Origin of the sequence: Exiguobacterium sp. TDN 0502 (genome assembly GCF_050846835.1) — a bacterium.
Classification (GTDB): domain Bacteria; phylum Bacillota; class Bacilli; order Exiguobacteriales; family Exiguobacteriaceae; genus Exiguobacterium_A.
In genome coordinates, this window is record NZ_JBOZGJ010000001.1 from 559074 (window position 1) to 577718 (window position 18645).

19 protein-coding genes and 1 riboswitch are annotated in these 18645 nt (G+C 52.5%); of the genes, 5 read left to right on the forward strand and 14 right to left on the reverse strand.

All coding sequences use genetic code 11. The features are described from left to right. Window positions 1–133: 133 nt before the first annotated feature. Window positions 134–287: riboswitch (cyclic di-AMP (ydaO/yuaA leader) on the reverse strand. Window positions 288–527: 240 nt separating this feature from the next. Next, the gene (locus tag ACRPK8_RS02665; RefSeq protein ID WP_023469379.1) at window positions 528–722 is read right to left on the reverse strand and encodes a hypothetical protein; all 195 of its coding nucleotides are present in this window, start codon (window positions 720–722) and stop codon (window positions 528–530) included. A gap of 170 nt (window positions 723–892) precedes the next feature. On the opposite strand from ACRPK8_RS02665, the gene ACRPK8_RS02670 reads away from it, so the two are divergent. After that, window positions 893–1372, forward strand: a complete 480-nt coding sequence (locus tag ACRPK8_RS02670) for a glutathione peroxidase (RefSeq protein ID WP_432236790.1) — start codon at window positions 893–895, stop codon at window positions 1370–1372. Between the two features lie 105 nt (window positions 1373–1477). Here ACRPK8_RS02670 and ACRPK8_RS02675 read toward each other — a convergent pair whose 3' ends face one another. Both ACRPK8_RS02675 and ACRPK8_RS02680 read right to left on the reverse strand, forming a co-directional pair. Continuing rightward, on the reverse strand, window positions 1478–2047 hold the full coding sequence (locus ACRPK8_RS02675; protein ID WP_432236791.1) for a hypothetical protein: 570 nt from the start codon (window positions 2045–2047) through the stop codon (window positions 1478–1480). Window positions 2048–2110: 63 nt separating this feature from the next. Next, a complete protein-coding gene (locus tag ACRPK8_RS02680) occupies window positions 2111–3184 on the reverse strand; it encodes a glycerate kinase (protein ID WP_432236792.1) in 1074 nt (357 codons plus the stop codon). Window positions 3185–3317: 133 nt separating this feature from the next. Here ACRPK8_RS02680 and ACRPK8_RS02685 point away from each other — a divergent pair, with 133 nt between their 5' ends. After that, the gene (locus tag ACRPK8_RS02685) at window positions 3318–4004 is read left to right on the forward strand and encodes a hypothetical protein (RefSeq protein WP_432236793.1); all 687 of its coding nucleotides are present in this window, start codon (window positions 3318–3320) and stop codon (window positions 4002–4004) included. Beyond that, the gene (locus ACRPK8_RS02690; RefSeq protein WP_432236794.1) at window positions 4001–4621 is read left to right on the forward strand and encodes a hypothetical protein; all 621 of its coding nucleotides are present in this window, start codon (window positions 4001–4003) and stop codon (window positions 4619–4621) included. The genes ACRPK8_RS02685 and ACRPK8_RS02690 overlap by 4 nt, the downstream gene beginning before the upstream one ends. 68 nt (window positions 4622–4689) lie before the next feature. Here ACRPK8_RS02690 and ACRPK8_RS02695 read toward each other — a convergent pair whose 3' ends face one another. Beyond that, window positions 4690–5604, reverse strand: a complete 915-nt coding sequence (locus ACRPK8_RS02695) for a Gfo/Idh/MocA family protein (RefSeq protein WP_432236795.1) — start codon at window positions 5602–5604, stop codon at window positions 4690–4692. A 172-nt stretch (window positions 5605–5776) separates the two neighbouring features. On the opposite strand from ACRPK8_RS02695, the gene ACRPK8_RS02700 reads away from it, so the two are divergent. Together ACRPK8_RS02700 and ACRPK8_RS02705 are read left to right on the forward strand one after the other, a co-directional pair. Further along, window positions 5777–7030: an SH3 domain-containing protein gene (locus ACRPK8_RS02700; RefSeq protein WP_432236796.1), complete on the forward strand. Its 1254-nt coding sequence runs from the start codon at window positions 5777–5779 to the stop codon at window positions 7028–7030. Window positions 7031–7175: 145 nt separating this feature from the next. Beyond that, a complete protein-coding gene (locus ACRPK8_RS02705; RefSeq protein ID WP_432236797.1) occupies window positions 7176–7781 on the forward strand; it encodes an AmiS/UreI family transporter in 606 nt (201 codons plus the stop codon). A gap of 235 nt (window positions 7782–8016) precedes the next feature. Here the strand turns inward: ACRPK8_RS02705 and ACRPK8_RS02710 are convergent, their stop codons facing one another. The 10 genes from ACRPK8_RS02710 to ACRPK8_RS02755 are packed head-to-tail and all read right to left on the reverse strand — an operon-like array spanning window position 8017 to window position 18643. Then, a complete protein-coding gene (locus ACRPK8_RS02710; RefSeq protein WP_432236798.1) occupies window positions 8017–8907 on the reverse strand; it encodes an LCP family protein in 891 nt (296 codons plus the stop codon). A 28-nt stretch (window positions 8908–8935) separates the two neighbouring features. Next, window positions 8936–9706 carry a hypothetical protein gene (locus tag ACRPK8_RS02715; RefSeq protein WP_432236799.1) on the reverse strand — a complete coding sequence of 257 codons (771 nt, stop codon included), beginning with the start codon at window positions 9704–9706 and terminating at the stop codon, window positions 8936–8938. Continuing rightward, complete coding sequence (locus ACRPK8_RS02720; protein WP_432236800.1) at window positions 9703–10854, reverse strand: aminotransferase class I/II-fold pyridoxal phosphate-dependent enzyme; 1152 nt, start codon at window positions 10852–10854, stop codon at window positions 9703–9705. Before ACRPK8_RS02720 ends, ACRPK8_RS02715 begins: the two co-directional genes overlap by 4 nt. After that, window positions 10851–11924 carry a lipid II:glycine glycyltransferase FemX gene (locus ACRPK8_RS02725; protein ID WP_432236801.1) on the reverse strand — a complete coding sequence of 358 codons (1074 nt, stop codon included), beginning with the start codon at window positions 11922–11924 and terminating at the stop codon, window positions 10851–10853. Before ACRPK8_RS02725 ends, ACRPK8_RS02720 begins: the two co-directional genes overlap by 4 nt. Continuing rightward, window positions 11905–12525 (reverse strand): sugar transferase, encoded by a 621-nt coding sequence (locus tag ACRPK8_RS02730; RefSeq protein ID WP_432236802.1) that lies wholly within the window; start codon window positions 12523–12525, stop codon window positions 11905–11907. The genes ACRPK8_RS02725 and ACRPK8_RS02730 overlap by 20 nt, the downstream gene beginning before the upstream one ends. A gap of 15 nt (window positions 12526–12540) precedes the next feature. Next, window positions 12541–13650 (reverse strand): glycosyltransferase family 4 protein, encoded by a 1110-nt coding sequence (locus tag ACRPK8_RS02735; RefSeq protein WP_432236803.1) that lies wholly within the window; start codon window positions 13648–13650, stop codon window positions 12541–12543. Then, window positions 13638–14981, reverse strand: coding sequence for a nucleotide sugar dehydrogenase (locus ACRPK8_RS02740; RefSeq protein WP_432236804.1), 1344 nt, complete (start codon window positions 14979–14981; stop codon window positions 13638–13640). The genes ACRPK8_RS02735 and ACRPK8_RS02740 overlap by 13 nt, the downstream gene beginning before the upstream one ends. 12 nt (window positions 14982–14993) lie before the next feature. Then, window positions 14994–16343 (reverse strand): phenylacetate--CoA ligase family protein, encoded by a 1350-nt coding sequence (locus ACRPK8_RS02745; protein ID WP_432236805.1) that lies wholly within the window; start codon window positions 16341–16343, stop codon window positions 14994–14996. Next, the gene (locus tag ACRPK8_RS02750) at window positions 16333–17367 is read right to left on the reverse strand and encodes an NAD-dependent epimerase (RefSeq protein ID WP_432236806.1); all 1035 of its coding nucleotides are present in this window, start codon (window positions 17365–17367) and stop codon (window positions 16333–16335) included. Before ACRPK8_RS02750 ends, ACRPK8_RS02745 begins: the two co-directional genes overlap by 11 nt. Next, window positions 17357–18643 (reverse strand): glycosyltransferase family 39 protein, encoded by a 1287-nt coding sequence (locus ACRPK8_RS02755; RefSeq protein ID WP_432236807.1) that lies wholly within the window; start codon window positions 18641–18643, stop codon window positions 17357–17359. The genes ACRPK8_RS02750 and ACRPK8_RS02755 overlap by 11 nt, the downstream gene beginning before the upstream one ends. Window positions 18644–18645 lie beyond the last annotated feature (2 nt).

The window sequence follows — 18645 nt, forward strand, 5'->3', positions numbered from 1 at the left end:
CTCCATAAGTCTCCCATTATGAAATTACCCCCATATTATTCAATTTTTTTACATTTAGATACGACAAAAAGACGATGTGAGGCAAAAAACGGCCCCAGCATCGCCTTTAAAACTTGGCATACTGAAAAAGAGTCGTTCCCTCCTAAAACGCCTGCGAGGTTAGCTGTCGGATTCGGGCATACCTAGGATTTCGCCCTACCTTTCCCAGTCGGAAAGGATTCACCCCGTGTCACGGTTCGTGACGGTTGGGTCCCCCGCTTCAATCATGAATTCGGCGTACTTTGAGATCGAAGCATTAACATGTTAGTGTTCGTTGATGAGATGGATATTACTCCGATTATTTCGGGTTGTAAAGAGAAAAATTGAAAAAAAAATAGTCTGATTTTTTAATGACTTACTTTCGAAAAATAGCGTTTTTCGTACAATGCTATAGAAGAAAAAAAACCACGAAAATCGATTCTTTCATCTAAAATGGAATCCCGCCATTTTGGATTGAATCGTTTCGTGGTTTCATGAACGAACAATGATTATGATTGCTGATTCATTTTGGCATGGACCGTCAAAGGAGCTAGCATCGTCACCCATAGGGCAACCACTCCAGAAACAAGAATCACAATATCGCGTTCGAACCCAAGCGTCAGTAACGTAATACAACTACCGACCAGGACGAGACAAAGCGTCGCGATCATGACGAACCGCGATTGTTTCAACATTTTTCTCATGTGGCATCTCTCCTTTCCTTCCATATTCTCTTTTATCGTAACAAAGATTGACATGAAAAGCGCCGTTGACACTCGATTGTGATGTTTCTGTCATCTCACGAGTAGCGACAGAAGACGACGAGAAATCGGATTTGTTACACTGAACAGGTAGTAAAAAAGGAGGAATTGAGATGTTACAAGATCATTCATTTCAACGTGTTGATGGAACGAACACGTCTTTACGTGAGTATCCGGGACAAGCGTGGCTCATCGTCAATACCGCAAGTAAATGTGGCTTGACGCCGCAGTTCGAAGGACTTGAGCAGTTGCATCAGGACTATCGCTCGCAAGGACTAACCGTGCTTGGTTTCCCGTGTAATCAGTTCGCGAATCAGGATCCCGGGACGGATGAAGAAATTCAGTCGTTCTGTCAAATCAACTATGGCGTAACGTTCCCGGTCTTCTCAAAAATCGATGTCAACGGTGAGCAGGCCCATCCATTATTCGAAGAATTAAAAGCACACGCACCGACGACGGATGGTGCGACAGACATCGAGTGGAACTTCACGAAATTCCTCGTGACACGCGATGGTGAAGTGACACGCTTTTCTCCAAAGACGAATCCGACGGACTTGACGGCAGCCATCGAACGTCTCCTTGTACAATCTTGAACGCCCCCATTCCATCTTTTCTTAAAAGCGGACATATTGCCGATTATTTCGAGAAAAACAACAAGCTTCTCTTCCTCACTGCAAAAGGAAGAGAAGCTTGTTTTGTTACATCGTTCCCGGCTCGAGGTGGCGACTAATCATCTCTTCAGCCAACCGTTTCACATCATCGATGTCACGCATCTCCGTAAACGGGTGTCCCCAAACGATTAATTCTTCGATTTCCTCAATCGGTTGTGTCGTATGACGTGTTCCATCAGCGACGAAGTCCCGCGCAATCGTCGATTCAAAAGCGGCATACTTCAAAAGCCAGGATTTCTCACGCAACACTTTTTGTGTATGCTTCGAATGTGTGAACGTGACGTCACCGACAAGGACGACGGGATCGAACCGTTCATGAAGAGGATGTGTATACTGCACGGACACAAGTAACCCGTGTTGCGGTGATTTTTCCTGTTGTCGGACATAGGTCCGTGTCAGAAAATGCGGGACGAGCGACTCGGCACTTTCTTTTGTCTGATGGATGCTCAGACCGTGCTCCGTTTGAACGACATCTGGTAAAACGGGTTCATATCCGCGGTTCGCGAGCTGCTGATCGAGCTCCTTGAACAGCAACAGGGTATGTTCGACGAGTGCCCGGACTTGGCGGAACGACAGTTGAATCGATTGATTGATCATGGGACGACCTACCTTCTCAAAAGTATGGTAATATATAGTTCATTTACCCGAACTGTTTCAACTTCATCCCTCTTTTGGTAAAAGTTCTGCCGTCCATTTCTGCGCCTGCTCCTTCAGTCGGAGATACGTCTGATCCCGGTCTAGCGTGATCGTCCGTCCGGCATGTATCGAACGGCAATCCAGTGCACCCGGGATCGGGTCCTCAACGAGCCCCGCAAGAACCAGACAGGGAACACCGGCAGCCTGTGCCAGACGGACGACCTCACCCGGTAATTTACCGATGCTGCTCTGTCGGTCAACCCGTCCTTCGCCCGTCCAGACATAACCGGCTTTCTCGATACGTTCCTTTACCTGAAGTTCCGTCAAAATCGTCTCTGCACCTGACACGATCGTGCCGCCAATCGCATGAATAGCGCCTCCGAGTCCGCCTGCGGCACCAGCTCCACTGACCCCTTCCAGGTGGAGAAGTCGACCAATCCGTTCGAGGTGGTGATCGAGCAGGACGATTTCTTCCGGGCGAAGTTCCTTTTGCGGTCCAAACAGATGCGCCGGACCATCCGGACCGAAGTATGGTGCTGTCACATCGACGAGTGCTTCTAGCTCAAGCGGATAGATCCGGCATGACAGTTGGGCGGTCTCGATCAACGGATTCGTTTGAAAGGCAATCGGCTGAGCGAATGCATCCTGAAGCAGACAGTCCAATTCCGCTAATAATCCGAGTCCACCATCCGTCGTTCCCGTTCCTCCGAGCGCAAACCGGATCCGTGTCATGCCTTGCGCCTGTAACTGCGTGACCAAACGACCGATTCCCCGTGTATGCAGTCGGACCGGATCATCCGTCGCCTGTCGCATCAGCAGTCCACAAATCCGGGCCACCTCGATGATCGCTTCCTGTCCTCTTTGGGCATACTCGACCTCACATGATCGACCCGCCAAATCAATCGTCCACGCCGTCTGTAACTGATAGCCGAGCGAGACGTATACATCAAGCGTTCCTTCGCCCCCATCCGCGACAGGAGAGCTGTCGATGATTGCCGCCGGATCACCGGCCAGTATCCCCGCAGCAACGGCTTCTGCCGCCTCTTTTGAAGAAATACTGCCTTTAAACGTATCCATCAGAATTAAATGACGTCCCATTCGCCTTCCCTCCCCGAAAAAACTTATATCGTGTTTTGATTGCGTTTCCAATTAATGTTACGATGATACTAATTTCAATTTGCCCTTAGCTGATTTAATCGATTCATTTTACATACACAGGAGGTCTTATCCCATGGAACGCTGTTCGTTATGCGGAACACCACTTCGTCAAAGCGATACGACTTGTCCACATTGTCAACATCCTGTCATTACGAAACAACGACCGTCCGAACCACCGGTTACGTCCTCTTCGCGCGCCTGGTTCATCAGCATCTGTCTCTTTCTTCTCGTCGGTGGAGCCGGTTTCCTCTGGTATACATTACAGGATTCGCCCTCGCCTGAAGCAGGTGAAGTCCCGGCGGCAAAAGCGCTATCCGTATCCGAATGGTCGGATGAACAGACAGCTTACAATCAAACGTATTCAGACGACCATCCGCCGACTTCTTATGATGTCTTGCGGTTCGTCCGCCAGTATACCCGAACGATTCCGGAACTTGCGACGTTCTCGAAGCAGTATGATTCCGTCGAGACATTCTCTGCCATCCAGTTCACGACGTTGAGTGTCTTCGAATCGGAATTTAAAAGTCTCAATCGTCTGACGGAGGCAATCGATGCGCCGGTGGCACCGCGTGTCCAGACGGTTGCATTCCAAAAATTCACATCAAAAGGTGACTCGTACCACTTACGGACACAGGAAACCTATCTGGTCTCTGCCGCAGACGGAACGGCACCGATCACCTATCGTGTCCATTACCGTCTGAAGATGCACACGGATCACTTGCAAATCACGGATATCACACGAACGGAGGTGAAGTCATGAAACGGTTATGGCTCTGTCTCCCGCTCTGTTTCCTCATTGCCTGTACCCCTGAGACATCACGGATCACGGAGCAATTGGAACAACAAACCTATACCCGGGCCGTCGAACAAGCAAAGGAAGATATCGACGAGCCTGCTGCCCGCCTGATGGTCACGCTCGAACGGCAACTCGCAAGCTATCAGCTTCGTGATACGTTGCAGACGGCAGAAGCCATCGAACGACTGCCACTCGCAGCTGACCATCCCGTCCGTATGCGCGCCGAAGCGATTGCTCTCAGTGCAAAAGAGACGTTACAGCAGGTCAAGGGATACGAAGGATCCTATGAGGTCGAACGCAGTACGCTAGAAGACGAACCGTTCGATGGGACCGGGCAAATCCACGTCTCGTTTGACGAACAGGATACGTTCATCGCTACGCTTCGCTTCGACCATTTCGGCGTTCCGGATGCTCTTCGAGACGATGAGGAAGTCATCCGCTTCGAACCGGATTTCTCAGCCCGTGTCAACTTATCGGAAGGATTCGTCACCTATCGTTTCGTCCGTTCGACGCTCCGGGTGACGTTCGAAGGACCTGGTGGAAAACGCGTGTATCAGCTGAAACAACTGGCTACGGATTAATACAACAAAGCCGCTCCTCCTTGAGAAAGAATTCTTCTCTGGACGAGCGGCTTTTTTAGCTGAGTGACTCATGAACGATCCGCTTGAATCCGTTCGTACACTTGCTGACATAATTCGTGTGTCGCGAGGCTATCCGAAGCAACGACCGAATCCGACGCTTCTCCTTTGACCGTCCGGATAAACGCATCGAGCATATCGACGAACCCGCGCCGTTTCAAGGTCGCTTCCCAGTTATCAAGCGGATATTTCAACGTTCCTTGTTTCGTCAGTTGTTCAAGCGTCGTCACATCCGTTGCGACGCGTTTTTCTTCTGGTCCCATGACTTCGACCCGTTCTTCCGTGATGCCGTTATTCCGGTTCATGACCCCGATCGCCGTGATGCCGTTTGCGATGAACTGGATCGTCACGTGATGCAGACCGTTCGCATCCTGCTTACTCTTGACATGCAGTCCTTCGATTTCACCGCATCCTGTTAAAAAGCGGAGTGTGTCCGCGACATGGATGAAATCATCGAACAGAAACGGTTTAGCGTCTTCGATGAAGGACGTCCGATTCTTTTGCATCAGGACGAGATTCGGATCATTCACTTCAAGTAATCGTTGATGCGCGGATGCGAAGCGCCGGTTGAATCCGGTGATGAACGGCAACTGTTTTTCTTCCGACAGACGTGTCAGTTCACGAATCTCTTCGATTTCCATCGAGACCGGTTTATCGACATAGACGGCGACTCCTGCTTCGAGCACCTGCTTTGCCTGCTCGGCATGAACTAGGGTCGCGGAGTGAATCATGACCGCCTCGACCCCGTCTTCGAGCGCGTCCTGCAGCGACGGATACGTCCCTGCAAATCGGTAGGCTGCTTGCAGTTGTTGTGCCTTTTTGGCATCTCGTGAAACCAGGTAGACTTCAAGATCTGCTCGTTCTGCATAGACTGGTAAGTATGCTTTTTGGGCGATATCTCCTAACCCGACGATCGCTATTTTCATGTGAAATCCTCCTTTTTCTCTTTTCTTCTCATTCCCTATGATACGTCAACTGACACGAAAAGATGTGCATTCCTCCTTCAAACGGATGAAATTCCTTTTTTGGAAAAGAAGTGAATTTCCTTTTTTTGTTTTATGATGAAACCATATTTGAACAAGGAGGGAATGAGTTTTTATGAAGCGCTTGCTCCGTACTAGTCTTACGCTCTTATTATTACTCGCTTTATGTCTTCCTGCCGTTCCGGCTCAGGCAGCCAGTTACAAAGTCATCGTCACCTCGACGATCGGTGCCAATGTCCGTTCGAAGCCGAGTACCGCCTCATCCGCGACGATCGTCCGGCGTGCCCCGTACAAGGCGACCTTTACAGCCGTGTCGTATACGAACGGTTGGTACAAGGTGAAGGATGGCAGTACCTATCGTTACCTGTCGAACCAGGTCGCTCAAAAAGTGTCGAGTAGTACAGTGAAGACGTATAAAATCGTCGTCTACTCAAAAGCAGGGGCGAATGTCCGGACGTCACCAAGTACCGCCTCGTCGAAAAATATCAAGCGGCTTGCTGCGTACAACTCGAAGTTCAATGCTGTCTCGTACGCGAATGGTTGGTACAAGGTCAAAGGAAAGGTCAATTATTATTACGTCTCTAGTCAGGTCGCACGAAAAGTGTCGACGAGTAGTCCGAAACCAAGCGGTGGCAGTTATCCCGTCGCTTCGATGCGTTACTTCAAACTCGGCTCCTCGAGTTATCAATTGACGAAAGAAAGCTTCGTCCGCCGTTATCCGGCGAGTACGACGAAACTGTTGACCGGCATCGTCGCCTATGACGAAGCCGCCCGGAAAGGAACGCTCGATCAGACGTTCACACTGACGTCCTCGATGCTGTCCGTCCCTTCAGGCAGTAGTGTCGCCGGTTTCCGCGTCGGTGACAAAGTCACGATGCGCCAACTCTTGAACGGAATGTTGATTCGCTCCGGTAACGATGCCGCAAAAGCGATTGCCGTCCGAACAGCAGGATCGGAATCGAAATTCGTCTCTTACATGAACAGCCGGGCACAGGCAATCGGAATGAGTGCGAGCCATTTCATGAACCCGCACGGTTTCTATCATCCGAATCACTATACGACGGCTGCTGATATGCAAAAGCTTGCGAATACATACGCGAAGTACGGGGAACTCATGACGATCAGTGGACGGAAGTCGTACCGGACGACCGTCAAAGGACCGTATGCCCGTACCTTGACGTGGTATCATACGAATACGTCACTTCCGGGTGATACGCGCGTTTACGCGAGCAAGACCGGTTATACACCGGAATCCGCTTATACACGCGTCTTCTTCATCAAAAAGGGATCGACACGGTACGGTCTCGTCACGCTTAAAGGAACGTTGTCTCAAACCGAGACGACACTCCGCTCCGTCTTGAATCAATGATTTACAGCAACAGTCCAGACATCCTTTTTCAGGGTGCTGGACTGTTTTTTGATTCGCCTCAAATTATACTTGCACTGAAAACGAATTCATCTTAGAGTTAAAGGTAGAATCAGACGTCTGACGTCTTAATGAAGGAGCGTTTTATGTGGGAAATGTAAGTCTATTATTCGGGGGCGTCGCGCTCTTTTTAAATAGCTTGACCTTGTTTGGAAAAGTTGATCTGCGCAGTGCGGGGGTCTTCAGTCTCATCACCGGTTTGTTGCAGACGTTCATCGCGACATATCTCGTCATCGGCGCGGCAGGAGATCCGGCGCTGACGTTCGGTTATGCTAGCATCTATCTGTTCGCCTTTACATATGTCTATGTCGGAATCACCTTCTTGTTTACACTCGACGGAAGCGGTGTCGGCTGGTTTTCTCTGTTTGTCGCGATTGCCGCCTTGTTTTATGCGTTCGCAAGCTTCACGACGGCTGACATCATCGGTGGTGTGACCTGGTTGTTCTGGGCATTGCTTTGGAGTCTGTTCTTCCTCGGCATGGGCCTGAATCGCCCGATTGATGCGGTAACGGCCCGCGTTGCCCTCGTCTTAAGCTGGCTGACATTGATCGTTCCGGCACTCGTCGGTCTTCGGTTCGGCTACTTTAGTTCTGCTTATCAGTGGTTATGGAGTGGTGCGGCCTTTCTGACTGCCGTCTATTTCCTCTACACGATGATGAAATTTTCGATGCTCCGGACGATCCGTTCGTCGTGACATGTGAATCGATTCATTAAAAAAGATGTCCATTTCCGGTCATGAACTCGGAAATGGACATCTTTTTTGTTCTATTTTTAGTTCATGTCAAAAGAAAAGCGGGGTAGTTTGTTCGCTCGACATCGCTTCCTAGGGAAAAACAAGCAAGAGTGACCCTGCAGCGAAGCGGCACGATGCTTGTCCCAGGAAAACGATGCGAGACGAACAAAACGTACGACTCCTTTTCCAATTCCCATCATTTCAATGCTTCCTGCAATTGAGCTTGAACTTCTTTTAGCGATTTATCCGTCGGATGCCAGTAATAGATGCCGTCCGACTCGATGCCACCTTCCCCGTCGAGCGACAACGTTTCGACGTTGCGTAAGGCATCCCGGTAATCCGTTGCGACAGTCCGCGCAACGGAAAACGGCACGTTCGTCTTGACGTTTTTCCCGAGAGCATCGAGGACAGCGTTGAAGCGGCGGATCGAGAAGTCCTCCGTCATCTTATCCGCGACCGCCTGTACGACTTGCCGTTGACGGATTTGGCGCCCGAAGTCCCCTCGTGGGTCGTCATGCCGCATCCGGGCGTAGGCGAGTGCCTCCTTCCCGTTCAGCGATAGTTCACCTTTTGGGAACTGCATCTCATAATAAGAAAAATCGATATCATTCTTGACGGTGACCCCGTCGACCGCATTCACGAGATCCGTAAAACCCGCTAGATTGATTTCTGCAAAATAGTCGATCCGGATGTTTAGCAGATGACTGACCGTATCCAGTGACATCTGTGGTCCGCCGAAAGCATAGGCGTGGTTGATCTTATCGTTTGATCCATTGCCGATGATTTCTGTCTTTAAGTCGCGCGGGATACTAATCATCTGACTCGTATTCGTCTTCGGATCAATCGTCACGACGATGATCGTATCACTGCGTCCTGTCTCGTTTTTCCGTTGATCGACCCCGAGCAATAAAAACGAAAGACCTTTTTTCTGTTCGACGGATTTTTCTGTCTCGACGCTTGCTTTGACGGGTACCTGGACTTCTTTCATCGTCTGACTCGCTTTTTGATACACATATCCGCCTGAACCGAAGAGAAGGAGCAGGCAGATCCCCGTCAGTGTCAGTACGATCCATTTCCATTTCTTCATCACCCATTCTCCTTTCTCCGTTTCGTATTCAGGACGGTCGTTGTGCCTCAAGGACAAGTAGGGCATTACGCCAACTACCGAACAAGGCAGTGATGACACCGATGCTCGGTGCATCCCGTCCGGTGCTGAACCGCTGATAGCTTGCGATCGTCAGATGCTCGGTCTCGCGTGCTGCTTCAGCGAGTACGGCAAGCACCTCCTCTTCCCGCCAGCGTTTCCGCGGGAATTCGATACCGATGATTTCAAGCGCGTTCGACCATGAGCCGTATCGCCGGGCGATCGTTGCGACGGTCGGACGATTTTGACCAGCCGCCCACTTCGTGTAGGTCTGGCTCGTCAAGACCGGCAAGGCACCTTGCGCTTCAAGAAGTGACTCGATGATCCGTTGTTCCATTTCCTGGACGCGTTCCTTTAAGATATCCGCTTCTGACAATGCCTGCTGCCACGAGTTGAATTGATGGACGATATCCGTCAGGCTTGGTGCTTGCTGCTGTTGCGCCCATTCCCGGTACGTCGCGCTCGTGAAAGGATCGAGTTCCTCCCGTGCCTGACGCAAGGCATCAATGATTTCCGATTTCGTGAACGTCAGCCGGGCATGTCCGATGCCCGCTCGCTCCAAGGCGATTTGCCACGATCCAAACAGCATCAGGATTTCCGCGACGCTTGGATGACTGGTGTTCAGTTGCCAGCGGAAATAGGTATTGGCCGTCAATTCATTCTTCCCGTTCGCAGCGAGACGGAGTGCGTGAATCGCTTCCTCCATATCGCGCATGACGATGTCCCCTTCCCATATATTCATGACTGGACGTTCCGGCGTACGCTCGTCTGCAAGGCGTGACGCACGTTTCGGATGACGACGGCTTGTTCGGTGAACGTCATTTGTGAAGCAGACGGAAGGCAGATGCCGTCTTCAAACAGGCGACGGCTGACGTCCATCCCTTCTGCTGTGACGAACGGTACGTCGCGATAGACAGGTTGCAGATGCATCGGTTTCCAGACCGGGCGGGACTCGGCGTTCGCTTGTTGCAGTGTCTGAATCATCGCATCGCGTTGCGCTTGACCACCCGGTAAGAGAAAGGCACTCAGCCAGCGGTTGGCGAACGTTCCGGTCTGCTCGACTTGTGACGTGACCGCTTGCGGTGCAAAGGCACGGGCGTAGCGTTCAAAAATTTTCCGCCGCGCGTCGATCCGTTGATCGAGGACCTCAAGCTGCCCCCGTCCGATCCCGGCAGCGACATTACTCATCCGGTAATTGTAGCCGACTTCCGTATGCTCATAATGCAGAACCGGTTGCCGTGCTTGTGTCCCGAGATAAAAGGCACGTTCGATCAGGGCTGGATCATTTGCGACGAGCATCCCGCCACCAGACGTCGTGATGATCTTATTGCCATTGAAGGAATAGATCCCGAATGTTCCGAACGTTCCGGTCATCCGCCCGTTGACGCGTGTCCCGAGCGATTCTGCCGCATCCTCGATCAATGGAACATCGTACTCTTCACAGAGCGCGGCGATTTCCTCGATTTGCGCGGCGACGCCGTACAGATGAACGACGATGACCGCTTTCGGAAGGCGTCCGCGTGTTGCTGCCTGCAACAACGCCCGACGGAGTGCGACGGGTGACATGTTCCACGTCTCTTCTTCCGAATCGATCAGGACAGGACGGGCACCAACGTAGCGAATCGGATTCGTCGAGGCGATGAACGTCAAGGACTGACAGAAGACGTCATCTCCCGTCGTGACACCAAGCGTCGCAAGTGCCAGGTGAATCGCTGCCGTACCACTGCTCGTCGCAAGTGTCGCACCAGCTCCTGTATAGGTTTGCATATCACGTTCAAAGGCATCGACGTTCGGTCCGAGCGGGGCAACCCAGTTCGTCTCGAGTGCTTCCGTAACGTAACGTGCTTCCTGACCACTTAAGTGCGGGATGGAGAGCGGGATGTGTTTCATGATGTTTCCTCCCTTCGAGGTGACAGCTGACGGAGTGGCGTTCGATAAAGCGGGAACCATTGACCTGTCTCGGCTTCCGGATATTGTCGTTTGAATTGTTCAGTCAAGCGTTGATATATCGTCGCATCAAGAATCGATGTCCCGAGTCCGAAAAACGTCGGATTCGCTTCACCGAAGGACCGTTTGTAGGCGAGCAAGCTATCCGCGTCGGATCGTGTCGTGCCACCACCGAGATGCAGGGCTTGCAGACCGGCTTGTTTCGCCCAGCGGATCATCTCCGCGAACAACAGATGGTTCGGACGTGAGGCTAAGAAAGCCGGATTCGATGCTCCGAGATGATAATGCGCGAACTGTCGACCGGTCAGGACGATACAACCGGCGATGACGTGCCCGTCTTGTTCGGCAAGCAACAGGACGTTGTTGATGTTTCCGTCCGCGAAGTGGTCGAAGTAAGTCTGATCAAAGTAATACCGCGCATCGGCATGATGTTTGTCCATCGTCATTTGGTAGAGACGGGCGAAGTCCCGGTATTCTTCCGGACGTCCGAGGCGAATCGTAACACCTTCGCGCCGTGCTTTGCGGATGTTGCGGCGTGTCATCTGTGAAAATCCGCCTTCGATCGTCTCGAACGGATCCGTCAGTTCGATCGTCACGGTCGGTTGCAGGATGTTCGTCTGATGGCACCAGTATTGCCCGAGCTCCTGATTATGCAGCAGCGGATGAAAGCGAACCGTCTCGGTGACGATCCCCGTTTCGTTGCAGTACCGTTCGAATCGTTCGCGCGCTTCGCGAATTTGATCGAGTGACCAGATGCCTGTGAAGTAAGGGCCACCGTATCCATATGGTGTCGTGATGTCTTCAAAAAGTGTGCCTGGAATCGGTCGCCGCAAGTACGGATAGAGGAGCGTCCCGAACTCCGTCGGATAATAAAAAAGTTCAGGAATCTCATCGTCTTCTTTTGCGAGTTCAAAGTAAGCATATTCGTAGTAACAATCGAGCTGGTAGGTCGCAACGAGCGCATCCCATTCGCGCGGATCCCGGATCAATCGTTCATCGCTTAGCGACATCATGGGGAACACCTCCGTCGAGACCTTTGAATTCACCCATGCCGGTCTGGTGAGCCGTCGAGTTCCCTTCTGACGAGATGACCATCTTGAACGTCTTAAATAAAATATAGAGATCGAGTCGGAACGTATGGTGTGCGGCGTACCATTGATCCTGTTCGAGGCGTTGTTGCCACGTCGTCGCATTCCGTCCGTGAATTTGCGCCCAGCCCGTCAGACCAGGTAAGACATCGTGGCGTGTCATCTGCTCCTTCGTATAGTGGTTCAAGTAGCTGACGAGTAACGGTCGGGGACCGACGAAACTCATCTGCCCACGCAGGATATTGAAGAATTGCGGGATTTCATCGAGGCTCAGACGGCGGATCCACTCGAGTGACGGCGGAATCCGGTCGGCATCGGGAAGGAGTTGTCCTTCGGCATCCGTTTCGTTCGTCATCGTGCGGAACTTATAGATTTTGAACAGCTCCCCTTTATAACCGGGGCGGACCTGATTGAAGAAGATCGGTCGTCCGAGTTTCGTATAGATGACTAAAGCGACGACGGCATAAACAGGAAGTAGGATCAGGATGGCGATCAGACTAACCGTGAAGTCGAATGTGCGTTTCATGATGACGTCCTCCTTTTACATAGCGGAAAAGAGATCAAGTTGTCGTTTGATGACGTCGGCTTCGTTGAAATGTTTCATGGCACGGTCAAATCCGTTCCGCCCCATCTCGTTGGCACGGTCAGGGTGTTCGACGAGTGTGTTCATTCGTTTCGCAAGCTTTGCGGTGTCGCGGACTTCGACGAGATACCCCGTTTTCCCCTCGACGACCTCTTCGCGGCAGCCGCGGATGTTTGTCGCGATGACGGGTTTGGCACTCGCCATCGCTTCGATGATCGAACGTGGTACCCCTTCGCGATGCGACGGGAGAACGAAGGCATCGACCTGCTGGAACAAGGTCGGCACGTCTTCGACGAATCCAAGGTAGTCAACGTTCGGAATTTCACGGATCCGCCGCAAGAAGTGATGCTTCGTCGTCTGATCGCGTTCGCTTGCCATCATCTCACCGGCGATGACGAGACGCGCTTCCGGGTGACGGTAGACGACGTCCTCGAACGCATCGAGCAGTTCGAGAATCCCCTTCTCTTCGACGATCCGACCAATGAACAAGAACGTAAACGGTGCGTCAGCTTCACGGGGACGTGGATAGAAGCGCGTCAAGTCGATGCCATTTCCAAGATGCATCAGGCGGGTATGCGCTTTGAAGCGTTTGCGCTGAGCGAGCTGGTAATCTTCTTCACTTTGGAGAAGCAGATAATCGGTCGCGAAACGTGCCAGCCATTTCTCGACGGAATACGTCAGCTGATACGCCATTCGTCCCATCTTCTCGTGGAAGTAAAAGCCGTGTGCCGTATAGACGATGTGTTTCGTCCCGGCCCGCTTCGCTGCCACCCGACCGAGGGCTGCAGCGACCGGTGTATGCACATGAACGGCATCGTAGCCGTCCTCTTTCAGAATCCGGGTGATCGCCCGGACCGTCCGCCAGTTACTCGTCCAGTCGATCCTCCGTTCGATCGGGATGTCATGCATCCGGAAGCCTTTCGCTGCCAGTTTCGCGGAGGCACCCGTATCGGCGCAGGCGATCCCGACATCATGTCCGGCATTTTGTAAAGCGAGTAAGAGCGGCTGCAACATCGTCTCTGCCGTCGTATCGAGAGCACAGACTTGAAGAATCTTTAGAGGCGCCATACGTGGACCCCCTCTGGCTGTGCTGACCGTGGCAACATCCCTTTGATATCGACGACGATTCCGCGTCCGACTTTGAGTAGATGTTGTGCAAGATTCCAACCACCCTCGACGTATTCTTCGTGTGAGACGGCAAAGATGACGACGTCGGCTGGTTTCAGTTCGCTCATCTCGAGCAAGTCGATGCCGTACTCGCGTTTGGCTTCACTCTTTTCGACGAGTCGGTCCGTCACCTGGACGTCGATCCCGAACTCTTCGATTTCACGGACGAGGTTCGCGACTTTCGAGTTGCGGATGTCGCTGACGTTCTCCTTGAACGATAAGCCAAGGATCGTGACCCGGGCGCCGAGGACCGGCATGTTCTGTTTGATCAAGTTCTTGACGAGTGCCGTTGCGATGAAACGACCCATCGTATCGTTGATCCGGCGTCCGGCGAGAATGACTTCCGGATGATAGCCGAGTGACTCGGCTTTCATCGTCAGATAGAAGGGATCAACGCCGATACAGTGACCGCCGACGAGGCCCGGACGGAACGGGAGGAAGTTCCATTTCGTACCGGCTGCTTCGAGGACTTCGAGCGTATCGATATTCATCCGGTCGAAGATGATCGCCAGTTCGTTCATCAAGGCGATGTTGAGATCACGTTGTGTGTTTTCGATGATTTTCGCGGCTTCCGCGACCTTGATCGACGAAGCGCGGTGGACACCGGCTTCGACGACCGCTTCGTAGACTTCCGCGACGATGTCGAGTGTCTGTTCATCCTGGGCAGAGACGATTTTTTTGATCGTCTTGAACGTGTGCTCGTGGTCGCCCGGGTTGATCCGCTCTGGTGAGTAGCCGACGAAGAAGTCGACGCCAGCGCGTAAGCCCGATGCTTCTTCAAGAACGGGGATACAATCTTCCTCTGTCGCTCCCGGGTAGACCGTCGACTCGTAGACGACGATGTCGCCTTTATTGAGCTGGCGACCAACGAGATGTGAGGCCCGTAAGAGTGGCGTCAAGTCTGGTTGATTCTGCGCATTGATTGGTGTTGGAACAGCGATGATGATGAAGTCGCTTGCTTGCAGTGCCGATGGATCCGAGACGTAGTCGACGGTGGCATTCTTCAGTGTGAACGGACTCAGTTCGAGTGTCGCATCGATGCCCTCTTGCAGTTCTTGGATTCGTTGCTCCTTGATATCGAATCCGATGACGCCCGTTTTTTCACCAAAGGCGACGGCGACGGGAAGACCGACGTATCCGAGTCCGACGACGGCAATCGAACGATTGGCAATGGGAAGTGAACCAGTTTGGGCTGCTGTCGTATCTACGATGTGTTTGACTGCCTTGTTCATGGTGGGTTCCTCCTATTTCATTGACTGTTTGACGATCAACGTTTTTCCGTTCGGTTCCTGCTTGACCTGTTCGACCGGCTCAAGGACGATTTTCATCTCGGAGCCGAGTAACTTACGCATCTCGTTCAAAAGGATTTGTTCGTGTTTCGGATGGAAACGTTTCGCATCCGGAATATAGCGGAGTGTCACGTGATTGAGCGCGTGCTGCTCGACTTGGAGTCGTAAGACCGAATTCGGCAGTTCCCGGGCGATCGTCGTGATGTCTCCTTCAAAGACCTTGCCCCGCTTCTCACTGACGATGTAACTCGTTCCCCGTCCATCGATCGAGGCGATGACCGGGCCGTTTAGTCCACAGCTGCATGTCTCGTCACTAAGTGTCATCCGGTCACCAATCCGGTAACGAACCAGCGGTGTGCCGCGTGTCGTAAAACAGGTGACGACGACTTCTCCGTCCTCTCCATACGGTTCGATGATGCCGGTTTCGTGGTGCAGATGCAGTTTATGATGACGACACTCTGAGATGATCGGTGCGCCTTCCGATGAACCGTATTGATCGAAAACTGGAACACCGAACGCTTCCTCGAGCACCGATCGCATCTCTTCCGTCACCGTTTCCGATGTTGGGAAGATCGCAATCAGCGGACTCTCCAGTCGAATGTGATGTTTCAGCATGTAGCGGGCGATTTCGACCATTGCTGTCGGTGTGCCGTCGAGTGCGCGCGGTTGGAAACGATTCAGCTCTTCGATATAGGCCGGGAAGTTCTCTTCTTTCATATGAAAAATCGAGAGCAGCAATTGATTGAGCGGTCGGTTCATCCGCCAAAAGATCGGTTTCGTTTGATCGACGGCCGTCAGCGTCCGACCGGTGAAGCTTGCCCGGCGCATCCCGGCCTCGAAACCGTGGAGTTCCTTGAAGTAATCAAGATGGGCCATCCGTTCCTGGACATCCTCTCGCATGAAAGCGACTTGGAGTGACTTTCCGCTCGTCCCTCCCGTCCGTCCCCGGACCGGTGCATCGACACGGGACATGAACGCATCATTGTATTGGCGAAGCGTCTCTTTTTCAAGGACCGGAATCGTCTTCAGCTGCTCGAGTGACGTAAATGGTAGCTGGATGTCATGTTCGTAAAAGAGTTGGGTGTAATACGGTGTATGCGTCACGACGAAGGCGAGAAACGCATTCAGCCGTTCGAGTTGTTCCGCTTTGTAATCCTGCGTCCGGTCCTTCGTCCGGAGTTCCCGCATCTTCTGCTCATAAAAGGGACCGTAACGTTCATGCATCAACTTCCGACCGTATAAGGAGGTCAGCCAGTTCTGGACGAAGATCGGCGAACGGTAGTAGAACTCCTCTTTAAGCGCCATCTTGGATTTCCTCCTTCAGCAGATAATGACTCTCGTACCAGTCGATAAAGGCGTTGACGCCGGCTTCGACCGTCGTCTGCGGCCGGTAACCGATCGTCTCGAACAGTGAGGAGACGTCCGCGAAACTTTCAGGAACATCACCCGGCTGTAAGGGCATTCCGTGCTTGATCGCCGTCTTGCCGAGACGCCGTTCGATCAAGGCGACGAACTCGTTTAAGCGAATCGGACTGTGACTGCCGATGTTGTAGACCCGGTACGGAACATTGCTCCGGTCGGGTAACGGGTCCGAGGAATCAAACGCCGCATCGACTTCCGGTTCAGTCTGGAACAGCCGGTAGATGCTCTCGATGATATCGTCGACGTAGGTGAAGTCCCGCCCCATTTCGCCGTAGTTGTAGAGATCAATCGGTTCGCCTTTTGCGATTGCTTCCGTGAACTTGAACAACGCCATATCGGGACGTCCCCATGGACCGTAGACACTGAAGAAACGAAGACCGGTCGTCTTAATCCCGTAAAGACTGCTGTACGTGTGGGCCATCAGCTCGTTTGCTTTTTTGGAAGCGGCGTACAGACTTAACGGATGATCGACGGCGTCCGTCGTCGCGAACGGCATTTTCGTATTTGATCCGTAGACGGAACTGGAGGAAGCGTAAATCAGTTGTTCGACTGGGTAATGCCGACACGCCTCGAGAATCGAGAGAAAGCCGACGATGTTTGACGTCATGTAGACGTCCGGTCGATCAATGCTGTAGCGTACGCCCGCTTGCGCTGCGAGGTGGAGTACGAGATCGATCGATTCCTGTTCGAAGATCCGCGCAACGGCTGTCGTCTCTTCGAGGGAGACCCGGTAAAACGTGTAGTCAGGGCCGAGTTCAGCGAGCCGTGCTTCTTTTAACGTCGGGTCATAATAGTCGTTTACTTCATCGAGTCCGATGACCCGGTATCCCTCCCGGATGAAACGACGTGCGGCGTGAAATCCAATAAAGCCAGCAATACCAGTGATTAAGATCGTTTTATTCGGCACGGTGTTCGACCTCCTCGAAGTAGTGACGCGCTTGCAGGCGCATGTAGTGGACGGATGTGTAGACGATGAGTAACATCGGGAACAACTTATACCGGTGCCGGATGGCGGTTCCGACATTGCCGGTGCCAAGACCGAAGACCAACGCGTTGAGCGTAAAGAGAAGGAAAAAGAAGAAGAGGACGCTGCCGAACGGATGCTGACGGATCAGTGTGAACGACCGAATGATCGCAAAGCAGGCAATGAAGTAGAAGATGGCGTCGAGGAAGAAAATCAGGATGTTCATGACACTCGACCATTGCCACGGGAACGGTGAGAACAGGAAGTAGATCATCCGGATCGGTGAATAGAGGATCATGTCACCTGGACCGGTCACCGTCAAACCGTTCAAGTAAGCAGAACCGCCGCGATCGTAACTCATCCCGCTGAACAATTGACCGTTTTCCGAGACGTGGGTGAACTTCGCGAACAGGACGTCCTGGAAGCTGTAGACGATGAAGCCGACGACAAGAACCTGAATCACCAGCCGCTGTACCTTCGTCGGTTCAAAGTCCATCCGCCGCGTCTCATGGCTGTAAAACGAGAAGTAGACGAGGAGGACGACGATGCCGACGGCAAGACCGGAGTGGAACATCGTACTGACGAAATAGCCGAGATAGGCGAGAATCATGTGCCTGCCCGACTTCTCTTCCGTCCAGCGCACCATGTAGTAGAGCGTGTAGACGATCCCGAGGGCGACAATCTGATCACGCAAGAGGATCGGTGAGAGCAGCAATCCTTGCGGGAAAAACGCGAAGATCAGTGTTGCAAAGAAGACGTATCGCTCCGGTAAGCGTAACCGTCGCAGCGTCTTGGCTAGAATGACGACGGCGACGACGCCGAGGATGACGTTGAAGAATTGGGCAAGGATCCGTTCCGGACCGAACATCAGGTAAAAGATCCCGAGAAACTTCGAGTAGGTACCGCGGACGACATCATTGAAGGTCGACGGATCGGTGAAAATCTGGACACCTTCGAGATGAAAGGCTTCGGTATCATCCCCGCTGTGTGGCGGTAAACGGAACAGTTCGAGATCGACGAACATCAGGACGAGCCGGACGAAGAAGGCGGTGATGAAGACGAGATAGAGCGGCGTCGTCTCTGCCTGGCGGAGTAGATAGTAGAGAAACAAGACCGAGTTGAGGAGCAGCAAGGCGGTGACGTACGTGTCCGGGAAGAGCGACCGGGCGAATTGGCAAACGAGCGCTTCGATGACGATGAGTAGTAGGATTGGCCGCATCT

Excerpts from the sequence above, each read along its gene's own strand:
- ACRPK8_RS02665 (WP_023469379.1), bottom strand. The coding sequence starts at position 722 with ATGAGAAAAATGTTGAAACAATCGCGGTTCGTCATGATCGCGACGCTT.
- ACRPK8_RS02670 (WP_432236790.1), top strand. The coding sequence starts at position 893 with ATGTTACAAGATCATTCATTTCAACGTGTTGATGGAACGAACACGTCT.
- ACRPK8_RS02675 (WP_432236791.1), bottom strand. The coding sequence starts at position 2,047 with ATGATCAATCAATCGATTCAACTGTCGTTCCGCCAAGTCCGGGCACTC.
- ACRPK8_RS02680 (WP_432236792.1), bottom strand. The coding sequence starts at position 3,184 with ATGGGACGTCATTTAATTCTGATGGATACGTTTAAAGGCAGTATTTCT.
- ACRPK8_RS02685 (WP_432236793.1), top strand. The coding sequence starts at position 3,318 with ATGGAACGCTGTTCGTTATGCGGAACACCACTTCGTCAAAGCGATACG.
- ACRPK8_RS02690 (WP_432236794.1), top strand. The coding sequence starts at position 4,001 with ATGAAACGGTTATGGCTCTGTCTCCCGCTCTGTTTCCTCATTGCCTGT.
- ACRPK8_RS02695 (WP_432236795.1), bottom strand. The coding sequence starts at position 5,604 with ATGAAAATAGCGATCGTCGGGTTAGGAGATATCGCCCAAAAAGCATAC.
- ACRPK8_RS02700 (WP_432236796.1), top strand. The coding sequence starts at position 5,777 with ATGAAGCGCTTGCTCCGTACTAGTCTTACGCTCTTATTATTACTCGCT.
- ACRPK8_RS02710 (WP_432236798.1), bottom strand. The coding sequence starts at position 8,907 with ATGAAGAAATGGAAATGGATCGTACTGACACTGACGGGGATCTGCCTG.
- ACRPK8_RS02715 (WP_432236799.1), bottom strand. The coding sequence starts at position 9,706 with ATGAATATATGGGAAGGGGACATCGTCATGCGCGATATGGAGGAAGCG.
- ACRPK8_RS02720 (WP_432236800.1), bottom strand. The coding sequence starts at position 10,854 with ATGAAACACATCCCGCTCTCCATCCCGCACTTAAGTGGTCAGGAAGCA.
- ACRPK8_RS02725 (WP_432236801.1), bottom strand. The coding sequence starts at position 11,924 with ATGATGTCGCTAAGCGATGAACGATTGATCCGGGATCCGCGCGAATGG.
- ACRPK8_RS02730 (WP_432236802.1), bottom strand. The coding sequence starts at position 12,525 with ATGAAACGCACATTCGACTTCACGGTTAGTCTGATCGCCATCCTGATC.
- ACRPK8_RS02735 (WP_432236803.1), bottom strand. The coding sequence starts at position 13,650 with ATGGCGCCTCTAAAGATTCTTCAAGTCTGTGCTCTCGATACGACGGCA.
- ACRPK8_RS02740 (WP_432236804.1), bottom strand. The coding sequence starts at position 14,981 with ATGAACAAGGCAGTCAAACACATCGTAGATACGACAGCAGCCCAAACT.
- ACRPK8_RS02745 (WP_432236805.1), bottom strand. The coding sequence starts at position 16,343 with ATGGCGCTTAAAGAGGAGTTCTACTACCGTTCGCCGATCTTCGTCCAG.
- ACRPK8_RS02755 (WP_432236807.1), bottom strand. The coding sequence starts at position 18,643 with ATGCGGCCAATCCTACTACTCATCGTCATCGAAGCGCTCGTTTGCCAA.